The organism is Lysobacterales bacterium (assembly GCA_019634735.1).
Classification (GTDB): Bacteria; Pseudomonadota; Gammaproteobacteria; order Xanthomonadales; family UBA2363; genus Pseudofulvimonas.
The window spans coordinates 50951-64790 of record JAHCAT010000019.1; the positions used below are offsets into that span (position 1 = coordinate 50951).

Genomic DNA, 13840 nt, shown 5'->3' on the forward strand with positions numbered 1-13840 from the left:
TCTGGGGGTGCAATTACCGTGCGGCCCGTTCTATGTTTGGATCTCGCGGAACACCTCGGGCCCGGATCTCCCCGTGAAAACGAAGCGTGTGCTGGTCAGCTCTTGTACTCGGTTGTATCCCCTCGCAACAAGCGCGCTTACCTTAGCGTACTGTTCGTATGGTGGTTTAAGGCCATCGCCCAACAGCAACATGCGGCGTGGATTGATTGGAAAAATGGTGAGCGCGCCGGGTGTCAGGGGGCCCGCCCGCAGCCGCTGGGCATGCTGAAATCCAACAGGTCGATCGGAGGTGACAAAGACGTCCTCGTCGGTGCAGAGCACTGACCATCGCATCCCAAAGAAGGCTTTCGCGATTGCGCCTGCTTGGGTCCACACCATGTGGGTGAAGAACCGATGGGGGTCAGTGGGATCCGGACGGTGGCTGGGGTCGACGGGATCACCGAGCACTTGTGGAGAGCACCATTCGCTGGCGCTCGGTGGGCCTTGAGTCTGTCCGTACAACCTATTCCGGAGACTCATTATTGTGTCGATCGTCTTCAAGATGTCGGGGTTACGGAGGTGCAATGTGGCGACGAATAGCGACAGCTCATTGCGGAGTGACTCATCCTGCAAGCTCGGCTCACCTTCTGTGAACTCGATCCATCGATGGCCAAGTTTGGCCTCAATCTTGTCGAGGGCCACTTCCAGTGCCCAGTCGCGCAGGCCGTTCTGGTCTGCTGGCGCGTAGAGATATCGCCTGACGCAAACTTCCTTCACCGACGTAGGTCTTGGTGTCTGTCCAGTGTTGTTTTTGTCGAAGACATAGACGCGGGGTGTCTTAGACCGGCGTGACTCAGGAGTGGCGAAATGCTGAAGGTACGAGCGCGGAACCCAGTGGTGATGCTTGGGGGCGGGCTTTTTAGCGGTCACTTAGTTCACCTTTGAGAAGCGTTCGTGGCCTGGGCGCATGCCAATGGCATGGCCATCCAGTACATCCAGCCGGGCAAGCCCAACCAGAACGCCTACGTCGAACGCTTCAACCGCACCTTCCGGGATGAGGTACTGGACCTGCACCTGTTCCTGCGGATCCAAGACGTCCGGGAAGCCGCCTGGACGTGGATGACCGAGTACAACGAGGAGCACCCCCACGATTCCCTGGGCGACCTGACGCCCGCAGAGTTCCGCCAAAAAGCCGCCGGAGGTTCTACTTTTGGAGTGTCTGCTTGACGGGGAAGCTTACGGACGGCCCGCTCGCGGAGCTAAATTGAGTAGCACTTCGACACGATGCCATGTCTGCTCATGCGTCGACTACGGCCGCGTAAGCAGCCCAGTCGATGGCCCGGACACTTCCTAGTGATTGCAACTTGGAGAGCAGCCGGAACAAGAAACTGATGAGGGCTCCTTCCGGAGGAAGCTTTCTCAATTTCCCTTCGAAAGTGTCGAAGGCGCCGTGATCCAGCGCGCACCCGCAGTCGAGCCGCTCCTCATGCTCCGTCGGGAGGTTCATCTCGAACGTCGCTCCCAGCCCATCAGACCAACTTGATCGCGGCGCCACGATGCCGGCGACGATGGGGAAGGGCTCTCTTGGACTGTGTACACCGCCAGCGTGCGCGATGGCGACCGAGGTTCGATACAGCTTCCGGACAGACGCCGCTTTCTGTCCCGCGTACGCAAGGTAGGCCTTGTCGAGATGGGGCTTCGACTCGAAGACCGCATAGACGGCTTCGGCAGGAACGTACCGATGCTTCTGCTGGTCGAGCAAGGTCGGCGTGAAGTGCCGATCGAAAATGATGATGTCGATCTGCTCGCTGCGTCCGCCGCGGCTATCTATGACGAACCCGGTTGCGACCTCATACCGGTTAGGGAAATAGGCACGAAAGACCTCGATCCAGTGGTCCTCGTTGACGCTGCCTTGCGTGCCGGGGTGCCCGATCGACTGCGACGCACGCCGAATTCTCAGCGCAAGCTCGCTCTGCACGTCGACAAAAGCATCGCGCATCCACGCGGTATCGGCCTTGCGTTCAGATTCCATGGGACGCCTCCTTCGTTACGAGAGCGGAAACTTCGGGCCGAAAAGATTTCTCCATTCGACGAGTGCGTCACCGTTGCGGCCTTGGCGAGCCAAGTGGATGGCATTGGCAGCCTCGTGGCTGGCAGTCTCCAACAACGAGCGCGCCCGCTGCTTGCGAGCGGTGTCCATGTCATTGCTTATCGGGGGGCCCAGGCCGGCGGGATCCTTCCATTCGTCCATGATCCGGTCCGCCAAGGTGGTGAAGAAGCCCTGGAACTCGTAATCGAAGCGGCCGTGGAAATCGCCGTGCAGGCATTCGAGCGCCATGACTTCCACGAGGAAGGACGGCTTGATCGGCTTTTCCCCGTGCTTCAGGTTGTTGTTCCAGTACTTCATCATGCGTACCAGCCCCTTCCACTCATTGGAGTAGGCTTGGTGCGCCGCGATCGCCTTCTTGGCATGGGTTTCCGGATTGGTCTTGATCCACTTTCCGGACGCGTTGTCCGGGATTTCGTAGTCGTCGCCGGCGGCGAACGCCGGTACCGCATCAATGCTCAGAATCTGCTCGTTGGTGTTGTCTTCGTCATCCGGCTTGATACCGAAGTCGACATTGATCGACCGCCCCTGCTTGCGAACGCGATCCTTACCGTACTTTTCGGCCAGGGCATCGTAGAACGCGTCCAGCACCGCCGAGGGATGTTTTTCGCGATAGTGGCGCTCAGCCTGCGCGAGGACAAAGAAGATATCGATGTCCTTGAGCGGCTTGGTCTTGGTGTGCCGCTTGTAGGAACCGGTGAGGAAGTCGCGATCGATCTTGAACTTCGTAGCAAGGTACTCGCGCACTTCCGTGTGCCGCGCGCTCGCGTTGTCCTGCTCGCGCTGCGTCAATTCCAGTCGACTCTTGAACTTCCGAAACGCCTCGTCTAGCGTGATCATCCGACCTTCCTCCAGTACGCGGCATTCGCGCCTAGCCCCTGATGCTGGACCGTAGCGCCAAGGCTCTGGCGCACCATGCCATCCGTGGAACGAAACGACGCCGAAGACCAACCGTCAACGTTGGGCCGACCCGGCTTGTTCTGAAGGATCAGACGATACTTCGCCTGACTGGGCACCACCCCCGCCTTGAGGATGGCGTACCGAAGCTGTTCGGTATCGGTCCAGAACGACCCGTTGCCAGACGACCACTGGTACACGACCGTGATGTCCCAGCGCGTGATCAGCGCATCGGTGTTTGGATGGTAGATCTCTAGCGTCACGAGCTCGAGGTGACCTGAATCGAGCCAACTGCGGATGCCACGCTGGTTGACCTCCCAGTCGTCGGCGAACTTGGCCGGGTCCAGACCGCTGAGCCGGATGATGTCCTTCAAGCTCTTGAGGATGTTGTCAGCAACGTAGGTAACGGAATGGGTGTAGGAGTAGGCGCAGACGCTGGTCACTTGAAGAGCTCCTGCATGTTGATCTGGAGCGGTGCCGCTGCCGCGGCGTTTTTGCTTTCACTGACCGCGAACCCCTCCGCTGCGTCTCGCGCGGTGATCCGCGAGCTGTGTTCCTTGAGGGCGCGCTGCACCCATGCCAAGTCATCGGCGGAACACGGCAGCGACACGTGCCAGTCGCCCGCGAGGGGATCAAAACCGAGCGGCGATTCGTTGGCGGCCGATTCGTCGAGCGCGTCGTCGTCGTAGAGGCAGTAAATGCGCGTGCGCGGCCCGCTACAGGTCACGACGATTGGCGCGCCCCCGGCCGCGTGGTCGACGATGACGCTGGACGCAACGCCGACGACCGAGTTGAGTTCCTTCGACTTGTCTGACGTCTGGCCACGAGTCAGGAGCGTGACGATGGCGAACCACGTGTCGGAACCCGTGCGGTAGGGCGTACTGCGGAATGTGCGACTGGTGACCGTGCTCATTGCTTCGGCGCTCCCGGGCGACTGCGGCGAACGGTGGCCAGCATGTTGCGCAGCTGGTCAGCCGTCAGTTTGTTGGGGTCGGCCGCAACGTGCAGGTCACTCGCCATTGCCGCGGCAACGGCTTTGCGAATGGCGCGTCCATCGAGTCCCACGCACGCATCCGCGCAGGCGTCGACGGCGGAGGATCGCGCCAACCTGGCGATTGATGGAAACTCCTCGCCGAGTCCTTCGAGGCAGTCTGTGAGGATCTGCTTGCAGGCGCTGCGGTCCGGCAAGGGGACTTCCACTAAGAGATCGCAGCGCGAGGTGAAGGCACTGTCAACGGCTGCAGGGAAGTTCGAAGTGGCCACGAAGAGCAGGTCGGGGTATTCCTCAGCGAGAGCATCCAGCTGCACCAGCACCGCATCGGTCGCGCGATGGATATCAATAGGGTTGGCATCTAGGCTGAGTTTCGCGCGATCTGCCGCCAGGGTTTCAACCTCGTCTAGCAGCACCACGGTGGGCCCCAGCGTCGCTGCCTCCGCGATCGCCTTCGAGAAAAGGTCCGACACGGCGCGCTGCGTCCGGCCCATTGCCGAACTGGTCAACGCGTGCGGCTCGACTTCCAAGAGTCTGAAGTTTCTTACGCCCGTGAGGATGGAGGCGATCCGGCTGGCCAGCCCACGGGCCAGAGACGTCTTGCCCGTGCCGGGTTCGCCGGTGAGTAGGATCACCCCATGGAGCGGCAACACCGAGCGCTTCACGCGGCGCCGGATCGTAAAGTTGAGGACGGCCTGGCCGACAAGGCTTTCCTTGAATCGGGGCTCCGTGAAGATCGACACCCACAAGGCGTCCAATTCGGGGTCGGGCAGGACCCGAATCCGCTGGATTCCCGTAGGAAGGTGGTCAGGATCTGAAGCTGGCCGTTGCGACATCATTGTACCTCTTTTGACCTGAGGAGAGGCTAGATGAGCCACGTCTCACCAAGCGAGACACCAGATGTGGTTGTCCGCTACTACCTCAAACACAAGATCTTGGGGCGTGGTTGTTGAGCTTCAAGGGGACAGTCGAACTCGCCGTTTTCTCGCTTCCCCGATTAGGCGGTTAGGATCGAACTGTTAGACCAGTAGGCGGGACGCCATCCGGGGAGTTGGGCCGGCACTGCCATGCCCCCGTGCCCCAAAGTCCGCAAGCTTGGCGCAGTGGCGCTGCCGCAGCTATCAAAGGGGCCGGACGCGGTCGCAAAAGCCGCTGTAATACTTAAATAGAAACTGAACAATATTAGACGATATCCGCCATGTCTGCGGCAACTGAGACTCGGTGGTGGGCGATGTGAAGCTACATTCCCTGGACCTGCAGTCTCAACAAACGGCAAGGCCAGCAGCGTCGGGGCGCCGGCGACTGCCCCAAAGCCACCAACAGGAGTCCCGACAGACCAGGGTGACCGGATGCACCTAGCAAAAGAAAAGCCGCCGTGGCCCTGTGGCCCGCGGCGGCTCGAGTATTTCGCCTCCCATTGCCACCTTATGGTGGCCCGGGAAGCATAAGGTGGCACTTCGTGCCACTTTATGAGAGGCCCCACACTTGTCGGGCCTGTCTATATCGAGGCATTGGGACCCTGAGGCGTATGGTTGGCGCGATGTAATGTGCACGAGCTCCAGGGCGGTTCTGGAGCTCGGTAACCAGCTCCGGGTGAGTTCTGGCCCGGCATTGCGGTGTCCCGGTGTCCCATGGCGGCAACCTTGTGTTGGCGCTGCCTTAGCTCTCAAGGGGCCGGGAGCGCTCGCGAAGGCCGGGGCAAACCTAAACAGAAGCTTAACGAGAGGCGACGATCATTCGTCGTGCCTGCGGCCACTTGGGCTCAAGGGCGGGCCTTGGAAGCTACATACCGTGACACGTGCCGATATCGCGGACTTACAGTCTCGGCTGAGAACAAGCCCAGCCGTGTCGGGGCGAGCTGAAGTGCGGGCGACTGCCCCCAAGCCGCCCACAGAAGTCCTGACAGACCAAGGTGACCCGATGCACCCAGAAAAAGAAAAGCCGCCGGGGCCTTGCGGACCGCGGCGGCTGGAGTCTTTCGCCTTCCGTGCCACTTTATGGTGGCTTGGTAAGCATAAAGTGGCAGTTCGTGCCACTTTATGGTGAGGCCCACACCTGGACGGGCGGCCTCCAATGATTGGCTGGGGGACTAGGATTCGAACCTAGATAAACGGAGTCAGAGTCCGTTGTCCTACCGTTAGACGATCCCCCAGCAGGACCGGTGCAAGCGTAACAAACCCGGAAGGCCGGCCGCGACCCGGCAGGGTCGCGGCAGACGCAGGCGGATCAGCGCTTGGAGAACTGGGTGGCGCGACGGGCCTTGTGCAGGCCGACCTTCTTGCGCTCCACCTCGCGGGCGTCGCGGGTCATGAAGCCGGCCTTGCGCAGGTCGGTCTTCAGCTCGGCGTTGTACTCGACCAGGGCGCGGGAGATGCCCAGGCGGATGGCGCCGGCCTGGCCGGTGATGCCGCCGCCCTCGACGGTGACGTAGGCGTCGAACTTGTCGGTGTTCTGGGTCAGTTCCAGCGGCTGGCGCACGATCATGCGCGCGGTCTCGCGGCCGAAGAACTTGTCGAGCGGCTTGCCGTTGACGACGATGCTGCCGTTGCCCGGGCGCAGGAACACGCGCGCGGCGGAGGACTTGCGGCGGCCGGTGCCGTAGTGCTGGTTGGTTGCCATCGTTGCTGTCCTCAGATCTCGAGCGGAGCCGGCTGCTGGGCGGTATGCGGATGCTCGGCACCCTTGTAGACCTTCAGCTTCTTGAACATGGCCCGACCCAGCGGATTCTTCGGCAGCATGCCCTTGACGGCGATCTCGATCGCGCGCTCCGGATGACTGGCCAGCATGTCCTTCAGGGTGATCGACTTGATGTTGCCGATATAGCCGGTGACATGGTGGTAGACCTTGTCGTCCATCTTCTTGCCGGTCACCGCGATCTTCTCGGCGTTGACGACGACGAGGTAGTCGCCGGTGTCGACGTGCGGCGTGAACACGGGCTTGTGCTTGCCGCGCAGGCGGCGGGCCAGCTCGGACGCCAGGCGGCCGAGGGTCTTGCCGGATGCGTCGACCAGGAACCAGTCGCGCTTGACGGTCTCCGGCCTGGCGCTGGTTGTGGTTTTCATGGCAGCTCCGAACGGGTGTCGCGAAGAAAGGGGCGGGATCATAGCCCGGGAATCGGATCCTGGCAAGCGTCTGGGCCCGGGTGAGGCCGCGGGCGGCTACCATTGCGGCCATGCCCGGCGTCCCCGACCCCCACCCTGGCGATGCGCAAGGCCCCGGGCACCAGCCCGTGGCCGCGGAGGGCGGCCGGCCAGTATACCCGGATGCGGCCCGCCTGGCCGGGCTGGCGGACCGGTGCGTCCTGTGCGGACAGTGCCTGCCGGCGTGCCCGACCTACGCGGTGGCGCGCGAGGAAGGAGAATCGCCGCGTGGCCGGATCATGCTCGCCCGCGCCCTGCTGCGCGGCGAGGCGCCGCCGTCGCCGGCCCTGGTGGGCCATTTCGACAGTTGCCTGGCCTGTCGTCGTTGCGAGGCGGTGTGCCCGGCCGGCGTCCAGTACGGCAGCCTGATCGCCGGTGTCAGGGCACTGCCGGCGCTGGCGCAGCGGCGACCGCGCTGGCGTCGCCTGATGCTCCGCGTGCTGTCGCGTGCCTCGCTGCGCCGCTGGGCCCAGGCCGCCCTGCCGCTGCTGCGGCCGTTCCGGCGCGTTCCTGCCGCTGCAACACCCTGGCGCCTGCGCCTGGGCCTGCTTGCCGGCCTGCCCGCACCGGTGCGGGCTGCTGCACCGGTGCCCGGTCGACCGGCCCCGGCCGAAGTCGCTGGAGACACTGCGCTGTGGCCGGGCTGCGTCGCTGCGGACTGGGAACAGCCGCTGCATCGGGCCGCGCAGCGGCTGTTCCACGCCCTCGGCCAGCCGCTGGCGATGGCACCGGCGCTCTGCTGCGGCAACCTCGCCCTCCACGACGGCATCGCGGAGGATGCGGCGCGGCAGGCTGACGCCCTGGCCGGGCGACTGCGCGCCTCGGGCGTTCGTCGCGTCCTGGGCACCGCCAGCGGCTGCCATGACCGCGCCCGCCAGGTGCTGGCGGAGGCCGGCATCGAGGTGCAGGAATTGCACGTCGCCCTGGCCACCCATCCCGGCCTGGCCAGGCTGCGCTTCGCGACCCTGCCCGGACGCGTCGCGATCCACCAGCCGTGCAGCCAGCGCCTGCTGGGTCCTGCCAGCAGCCAGGCCGTGCTCGACCTGCTCGGGCGCATCCCCGGACTGGTGCCGGTCGCCCTGCCCGCCGCCGACCGCTGCTGCGGGGCGGCCGGCAGCCATTTCCTGGCGCAACCGCGGCAGGCCGTCGCCCTGCGCGAGCGGGTCGTGCAGGACATCGACGCCGCGCAGCCCGACACGGTGGTCAGCACCAATATCGGTTGCCGGCTGATGCTTTCGCGGCCGCAGCAGGACGGGCGCCCTACACTCGAGATCCTGCACCCCGTCGAACTTCTCGCAAGGCAACTGTTGACATGAACGCCACTCCCGCCGCTGGCCTGGTCGATCGCTGTCTCTCCGAGGCCGACCGTGCCCTTCGCACCCTGTTCGCCACGCCATCCGCGCAGCGGCCGAACCCGGCCGGCGACGCCACGGCAGCAGCCACCGACGACGCCACCCGCCGTCACGTCGCCGGCCTGATGCGGATCAACCACGTCGGCGAGATCTGCGCCCAGGCCCTGTATTCCGGCCAGGCAGTCACCGCCCGCAACCCGGCGACCCGGGCGCAGCTGCTGGCCGCGGCCCGCGAGGAGACCGACCACCTGGCCTGGTGCGCGCAGCGGCTCGACGAACTGGGTGACCGCCCGAGCCTTCTCAACCCGCTCTGGTACGGCGGCGCCTTCGCGATCGGCGCGGTCGCCGGCCTGCTCGGCGACCGCCTGAGCCTGGGTTTCGTGGTCGAGACAGAGCGCCAGGTCGAGGCGCACCTGGCCGACCACCTGCAGCAGTTGCCGGAAGGCGACGAACGCAGCCGGCGGATCCTGTCGCAGATGCAGGCCGACGAGGCCCGCCACGCCGAGGAGGCCGGCCAGGCCGGCGGCGCGCCCCTGCCCGCCCCCCTGCCGCGCCTGATGGCGCTGGCGGCGGAGGTGATGAGGAAGGTGGCGTATCGGGTCTGAGACCGGGGACCGGGGACCGGGGACCGGGGACCGGGGACCGGGGACCGGGGACCGGGGAGGCTAAGCGATCCGGCGCAGGACGCAACTGGGCATGACATCAGCGGCGTAAGCCGGCTCGCCGCAGAGGGTTGATTTCCATTTCGAGGTCGGTTTTCGAGCGCGGTGCAGCGGTCGATGCCCTACGGTCTCAAGGAACCCTCCGGACCCGCTCCCTGGTCCCTGGTCCCCGGTCCCCGGTCCCCGCTAAAGCAGATTCCGCCCGTGGAACAGCTCCTCGATCTCGACCTTGACGCGCTGCTCGATGCGCAGGCGGTCCTTGAACGAGAGGTCGGCGGCGCGGGCCTCGAACAGGTAGGTGTCGAGGTCGAAGTCCTTGATGTGCATCTTCGTGTGGAAGATGTTCTCCTGGTAGACGTTGACGTCGAACATCTCGTAGCGGTTGCGCACCGCCCGCGACAGGTAGTCCTGGATCGAGTTGATCTTGTGGTCGATGTAGTGCTTGCGGCCGCGCACGTCGCGGGTGAAGCCGCGCACCCGGTAGTCCATGATGACGATGTCGGACTCCAGGCTCTCGATCAGGTAGTTGAGCGCCTTCAGCGGCGAGATCACCCCGCAGGTGGCGACGTCGATGTCGGCCCGGAAGGTCGCGATGCCGTCGTGCGGGTGGGTCTCGGGATAGGTGTGGACGGTGATGTGGCTCTTGTCCAGGTGGCCCACCACGCTGGCCTCGGCGGGGTGCTCGCGCACCGCGCCCGGCACGATGTGCCCGGCCGCCTTCTTGTCGATCACCGGCTCCTCGGAGATCAGGATGGTCACCGAGGCGCCCTGCGGGTCGTAGTCCTGGCGAGCGATGTTCAGGATGTTGGCGCCGATGATCTCGGCGACGTCGGTCAGGATCTGCGTCAGCCGGTCGGCGTTGTAGGCCTCGTCGATGTACTCGATGTAGCGCTGGCGCTGCTCGTCGCTGACCGCGTAGCAGACGTCGTAGATATTGAAGGACAGCGCCTTGGTCAGGTTGTTGAAACCCTGGAGCTTGAGGCGCGGGAGCGGCTTGACCACGTTGATGACCACCACGACGAGGCGGGCCGCCCGTGTGCCGCCCGGAGGCCGCGGATTATCGGACCCCCGGCCCGCGGGCGCAAACCGGCCCGGCCCGGCGGTTGCCGGCGCGTTTGCGATGATTCATAGTGCTGGCCTTGCAGGGGGACGACCTATGACCGCTCAGCTTCCCGCCTCGCTCGCGCCGGATCGCGCCTCGATCGAGCGTTTCCTTTCCCTGTGCCATCGCCGCCGCTACCCGGCCAAGGCCGTGATCATGCGGCCCGGCGACCCGGCCAACACCCTGTTCTTCGTGGTGGAGGGCTCGCTCAGCATAATCGCCGAGGACGAGGAGGGCCGCGAGATCATCCTGGCCTACGTCAACCCGGGCGATTTCATCGGCGAGCTCGGCCTGTTCGTCGAGACGCCCCGGCGGGCGGTGATGATCCGCACCCGGACCGCCTGCGACCTGGCCGAGATCAGCTACGAGCGCCTGTTCCAGCTGCTGGACGGCACCTTGCGCGACGACTGCCCGAAGATCCTGTTCAAGATCGGCTCGCAGATCGCCGACCGGCTGCTGGCCACGTCCAGGAAGGTCAGCCGGTTGGCCTACATGGACGTCACCAACCGGGTCGCCCAGACCCTGGTCGACCTGTGCAGCGAGCCGGACGCCCAGCCGCATCCGCAAGGCAAGCAGATCCGCATCTCGCGCCAGGAGATGAGTCGCATCGTCGGCTGCTCGCGGGAGATGGTCGGCCGGGTGCTCAAGCAGCTCGAGGAGCAGGGCGTCATCACAGTCACCGGCAAGACCATCGTGGTGCTGGGCTTCGGCACCGAGGCCGGCCCCAAGGTCATGCACCACCGGCTGGGCAGCAACGCCGCCTGAGCACCTGAGGGCCGCTCGCCCGCCAGCGACGCGGGCGGCCCGCGTCGGCCCGGCTCAGGCCGCCATCGAGGGCGCCTGGCCGAACAGCTCGGCCAGTGCGGCACCCGGATCGGGCGCCCGCATGAATCGCTCGCCGACCAGGAAGGCATGCACGCCGGCGGCACGCATGCGCTCGACGTCCTGGCGATCGTGGATGCCGGATTCGGTGACCAGCAGACGGCCTTCGGGCACCAGCGGCCGCAGCGACAGCGTGGTCTCCAGGCTCACCTCGAAGGTGCGCAGGTCGCGGTTGTTCACGCCGATCAGGTGCGCCGGCAGCGTCAGCGCCCGCTCCAGCTCGGCGCCGTCATGGACCTCCAGCAGGGCATCGAGGCCCAGCGACTCGGTCAGCGCCAGCAGCTCGCGCAGCTGCGCGTCGTCGAGGGCGGCGGCGATCAGCAGCACGCAGTCGGCGCCCAGCGCGCGGGCCTCCCAGACCTGCCAGGGATCGACCACGAAGTCCTTGCGCAGCACCGGCAACGCGCAGGCCGCACGCGCCTGGCGCAGGTGTTCGTCGGCGCCCTGGAAGAAGTCGGCATCGGTCAGCACCGACAGGCAGGCGGCGCCTGCAGCCTCGTAGCTGCGGGCGATCGCCTCGGGTCGGAAGTCGGCACGGATCACGCCCTGGCTGGGGCTGGCCTTCTTGACCTCGGCGATCACCGCCGGCCGGCGGTCGGCGACGCGACTGGCCAGGGCCCCGAAGAAGTCGCGCGCTGGCGGCACGTCTGCGCAGCGGGCGCGCAGTTCGGCCAGCGGCGTGGTGGCCGCGCGGGCGGCGACTTCTTCGCGCTTGCGCGCCAGGATGCGATCGAGGATGTCGCTCATGCCAGTGACCCGTTCAACGCGTGCGCCGCAGGTGCCGGGCGTGCCCGGATTCGCGACGGGCCGGGCACGTTAGCACGGTCCGCCGCGGCCGGTGTGGGCCCTGCGTCACGACGCCGCGGCGACCCGGCCGGTGGCCGCGACGAAGGCGTCCAGGCGGGTCCGCGCGGCACCGCTGGTGATCGCCGCACGGGCACGCGCCAGGCCGTCGGCGATGTCGACGGCGACGCCGGCGGCGTACAGCGCGGCGCCCGCGTTGAGGGCCACGATGTCGGCGGCGACGCCCGGCGTGCCGTCCAGGACATCCAGCAGCATCCGCTGGGATTGCGCCGGATCGTCGACCCGCAGGCTGCGGCTGGACGCCATCGCCAGCCCGAAGTCCTCCGGATGGATCTCGTACTCGCGCACCGCGCCGTCGCGCAGCTCGCCGACCACGGTGGCGGCGCCAAGGGAGATCTCGTCCATGCCGTCCTTGCCCCAGACCACCAGGGCGCGGCGCGCGCCCAGGCGCTGCAGGACGCGCACCTGGATGCCGACCAGGTCGGGATGGAACACCCCCATCAGGATGTCCGGCGCGCCGGCCGGGTTGGTCAGCGGCCCGAGGATGTTGAAGATCGTGCGCACGCCCAGCTCGCGCCGCACGGCGGCGACATTGCGCATCGCGCTGTGGTGCATGGGCGCGAACATGAAGCCGATGCCGGTCTGGGCAAGCACCTGCGCGACCTCCGGTGGCGTCAGCTCGATCCGGGCGCCCAGCGCCTCCAGCACGTCGGCGCTGCCGGAGCGGCTGGAGACGCTGCGGTTGCCGTGCTTGGCGACCCGCGCGCCGGCCGCCGCGGCCACGAACATGGCGGCGGTCGAGATGTTGAAGGTGTGCGCGCCGTCGCCACCCGTGCCGACGATGTCGAGCAGGCGGTCGGCATCCGGCACCTCGACGCGCTGCGCGAACTCGCGCATCACCTGGGCGGCGGCGGCGATCTCGCCGACGGTCTCCTTCTTGACGCGCAGGCCGGTGAGCAGGGCCGCGACCAGGGCGGGCGGCACCTCGCCGCGCATGATCGCGCGCATCAGGTCCAGCATCTCGTCGTGGAAGATCTCGCGGTGCTCGATCACCCGCTGCAGGGCGGCCTGGGGACTGAGGGTCATGGCGGATCCGGAAGCACCCATGGCTCAGGCGGCCAGCGGCCGGGCGCGACCCAGCGCCAGGAAGTTGGCCAGCAGGTCGTGGCCGTGCTGGGTCAGGATCGACTCGGGGTGGAACTGCACGCCCTCGACCGGCAGGCTGCGATGGCGCAGGCCCATGATCTCGTCGAGACCGCCATCGGCACGCTCCGTCCAGGCGGTGATCTCCAGGCAGTCCGGCAGCGACTCGCGCGCCACCACCAGGGAGTGGTAGCGGGTTGCCTCGAACGGATCGGGCAGGCCGGCGAACACGCCCTGACCGGTGTGGCGGATCGCCGAGGTCTTGCCGTGCATGACCTGGCGGGCGCGCACCACCTCGCCGCCGAAGGCCTGGCCGATCGCCTGGTGACCCAGGCACACGCCCAGGATCGGGAACTCTCCGGCCAGCTCCGTGACCACCGCCAGCGAGATGCCGGCCTGGTCGGGTGTGCACGGTCCGGGGGAGACCACGATGTGGGAGGGTGCCAGCGCGCGGATGCCGGGCAGGTCGATGGCATCGTTGCGCACCGTGTGCACCTCCTCGCCCAGCTCGCCGAGGTACTGGACGATGTTGAAGGTGAAGCTGTCGTAGTTGTCGATCATCAGGACCATGGCGCACTCCCGGCGGGGAGGGCGCATGGTAGCGGCTTGCGCGCAGCCTGCCGTCACTCTCCCGGCCCTTTCCCGATCATGGCCAGCCCCGACCCTCTCCCCCGCCCCTCCCCCGCGGGCGGGGGAGGGGAGAAGTGCGGTGCCGTCGCACCGGCGACACGCCGCCCGGCAGCGAGCTGGGACACGCCGCCAATCAGGCCTCGCAAAGGAG

Annotated in this window: 16 protein-coding genes and 1 tRNA gene; 4 read left to right on the forward strand and 13 right to left on the reverse strand. The window is 66.5% G+C overall.

From position 1 onward, the window contains the following. Positions 1-30 precede the first annotated feature (30 nt). Complete coding sequence (locus tag KF823_15310) at positions 31-909, reverse strand: DUF4238 domain-containing protein (protein ID MBX3727276.1); 879 nt, start codon at positions 907-909, stop codon at positions 31-33. A 48-nt stretch (positions 910-957) separates the two neighbouring features. Between KF823_15310 and KF823_15315 the strand changes: the two genes are divergently transcribed. Continuing rightward, positions 958-1206 carry a transposase gene (locus KF823_15315; protein ID MBX3727277.1) on the forward strand — a complete coding sequence of 83 codons (249 nt, stop codon included), beginning with the start codon at positions 958-960 and terminating at the stop codon, positions 1204-1206. A gap of 70 nt (positions 1207-1276) precedes the next feature. Here KF823_15315 and KF823_15320 read toward each other — a convergent pair whose 3' ends face one another. From KF823_15320 to rplM, 8 genes are all read right to left on the reverse strand, one after another. Continuing rightward, a complete protein-coding gene (locus tag KF823_15320; protein ID MBX3727278.1) occupies positions 1277-2011 on the reverse strand; it encodes a hypothetical protein in 735 nt (244 codons plus the stop codon). Between the two features lie 15 nt (positions 2012-2026). After that, the gene (locus KF823_15325) at positions 2027-2926 is read right to left on the reverse strand and encodes a nucleotidyltransferase (protein ID MBX3727279.1); all 900 of its coding nucleotides are present in this window, start codon (positions 2924-2926) and stop codon (positions 2027-2029) included. After that, the gene (locus tag KF823_15330; GenBank protein ID MBX3727280.1) at positions 2923-3426 is read right to left on the reverse strand and encodes an HORMA domain containing protein; all 504 of its coding nucleotides are present in this window, start codon (positions 3424-3426) and stop codon (positions 2923-2925) included. Before KF823_15330 ends, KF823_15325 begins: the two co-directional genes overlap by 4 nt. Beyond that, positions 3423-3896: a hypothetical protein gene (locus KF823_15335; GenBank protein MBX3727281.1), complete on the reverse strand. Its 474-nt coding sequence runs from the start codon at positions 3894-3896 to the stop codon at positions 3423-3425. Before KF823_15335 ends, KF823_15330 begins: the two co-directional genes overlap by 4 nt. After that, positions 3893-4810 carry an AAA family ATPase gene (locus KF823_15340; protein MBX3727282.1) on the reverse strand — a complete coding sequence of 306 codons (918 nt, stop codon included), beginning with the start codon at positions 4808-4810 and terminating at the stop codon, positions 3893-3895. Before KF823_15340 ends, KF823_15335 begins: the two co-directional genes overlap by 4 nt. Positions 4811-6052: 1242 nt before the next feature. Then, positions 6053-6126, reverse strand: a tRNA-Gln gene (locus tag KF823_15345). Between the two features lie 74 nt (positions 6127-6200). After that, positions 6201-6593, reverse strand: coding sequence for a 30S ribosomal protein S9 (gene rpsI / locus KF823_15350; protein ID MBX3727283.1), 393 nt, complete (start codon positions 6591-6593; stop codon positions 6201-6203). 11 nt (positions 6594-6604) lie between these two features. After that, positions 6605-7036, reverse strand: coding sequence for a 50S ribosomal protein L13 (gene rplM, locus KF823_15355; protein ID MBX3727284.1), 432 nt, complete (start codon positions 7034-7036; stop codon positions 6605-6607). 110 nt (positions 7037-7146) lie between these two features. Here rplM and KF823_15360 point away from each other — a divergent pair, with 110 nt between their 5' ends. Both KF823_15360 and coq7 read left to right on the forward strand, forming a co-directional pair. Next, on the forward strand, positions 7147-8430 hold the full coding sequence (locus tag KF823_15360) for a (Fe-S)-binding protein (GenBank protein MBX3727285.1): 1284 nt from the start codon (positions 7147-7149) through the stop codon (positions 8428-8430). After that, positions 8427-9071 (forward strand): 2-polyprenyl-3-methyl-6-methoxy-1,4-benzoquinone monooxygenase, encoded by a 645-nt coding sequence (gene coq7, locus KF823_15365; protein ID MBX3727286.1) that lies wholly within the window; start codon positions 8427-8429, stop codon positions 9069-9071. The genes KF823_15360 and coq7 overlap by 4 nt, the downstream gene beginning before the upstream one ends. Positions 9072-9314: 243 nt before the next feature. Here coq7 and speD read toward each other — a convergent pair whose 3' ends face one another. Next, entirely contained in the window at positions 9315-10130 is an 816-nt protein-coding gene (speD, locus tag KF823_15370) for an adenosylmethionine decarboxylase (protein ID MBX3727287.1), read from the reverse strand. Positions 10131-10284: 154 nt separating this feature from the next. Between speD and crp the strand changes: the two genes are divergently transcribed. Next, positions 10285-10995: a cAMP-activated global transcriptional regulator CRP gene (gene crp / locus KF823_15375; GenBank protein MBX3727288.1), complete on the forward strand. Its 711-nt coding sequence runs from the start codon at positions 10285-10287 to the stop codon at positions 10993-10995. A gap of 54 nt (positions 10996-11049) precedes the next feature. On the opposite strand, the gene trpC is transcribed toward crp, so the two are convergent. The 3 genes from trpC to KF823_15390 form a co-directional block, all read right to left on the reverse strand. Next, positions 11050-11859 (reverse strand): indole-3-glycerol phosphate synthase TrpC, encoded by an 810-nt coding sequence (trpC, locus tag KF823_15380; protein ID MBX3727289.1) that lies wholly within the window; start codon positions 11857-11859, stop codon positions 11050-11052. 105 nt (positions 11860-11964) lie between these two features. Beyond that, a complete protein-coding gene (gene trpD / locus KF823_15385; GenBank protein MBX3727290.1) occupies positions 11965-13002 on the reverse strand; it encodes an anthranilate phosphoribosyltransferase in 1038 nt (345 codons plus the stop codon). Between the two features lie 24 nt (positions 13003-13026). After that, the gene (locus tag KF823_15390; GenBank protein MBX3727291.1) at positions 13027-13629 is read right to left on the reverse strand and encodes an aminodeoxychorismate/anthranilate synthase component II; all 603 of its coding nucleotides are present in this window, start codon (positions 13627-13629) and stop codon (positions 13027-13029) included. Positions 13630-13840: the final 211 nt, after the last annotated feature.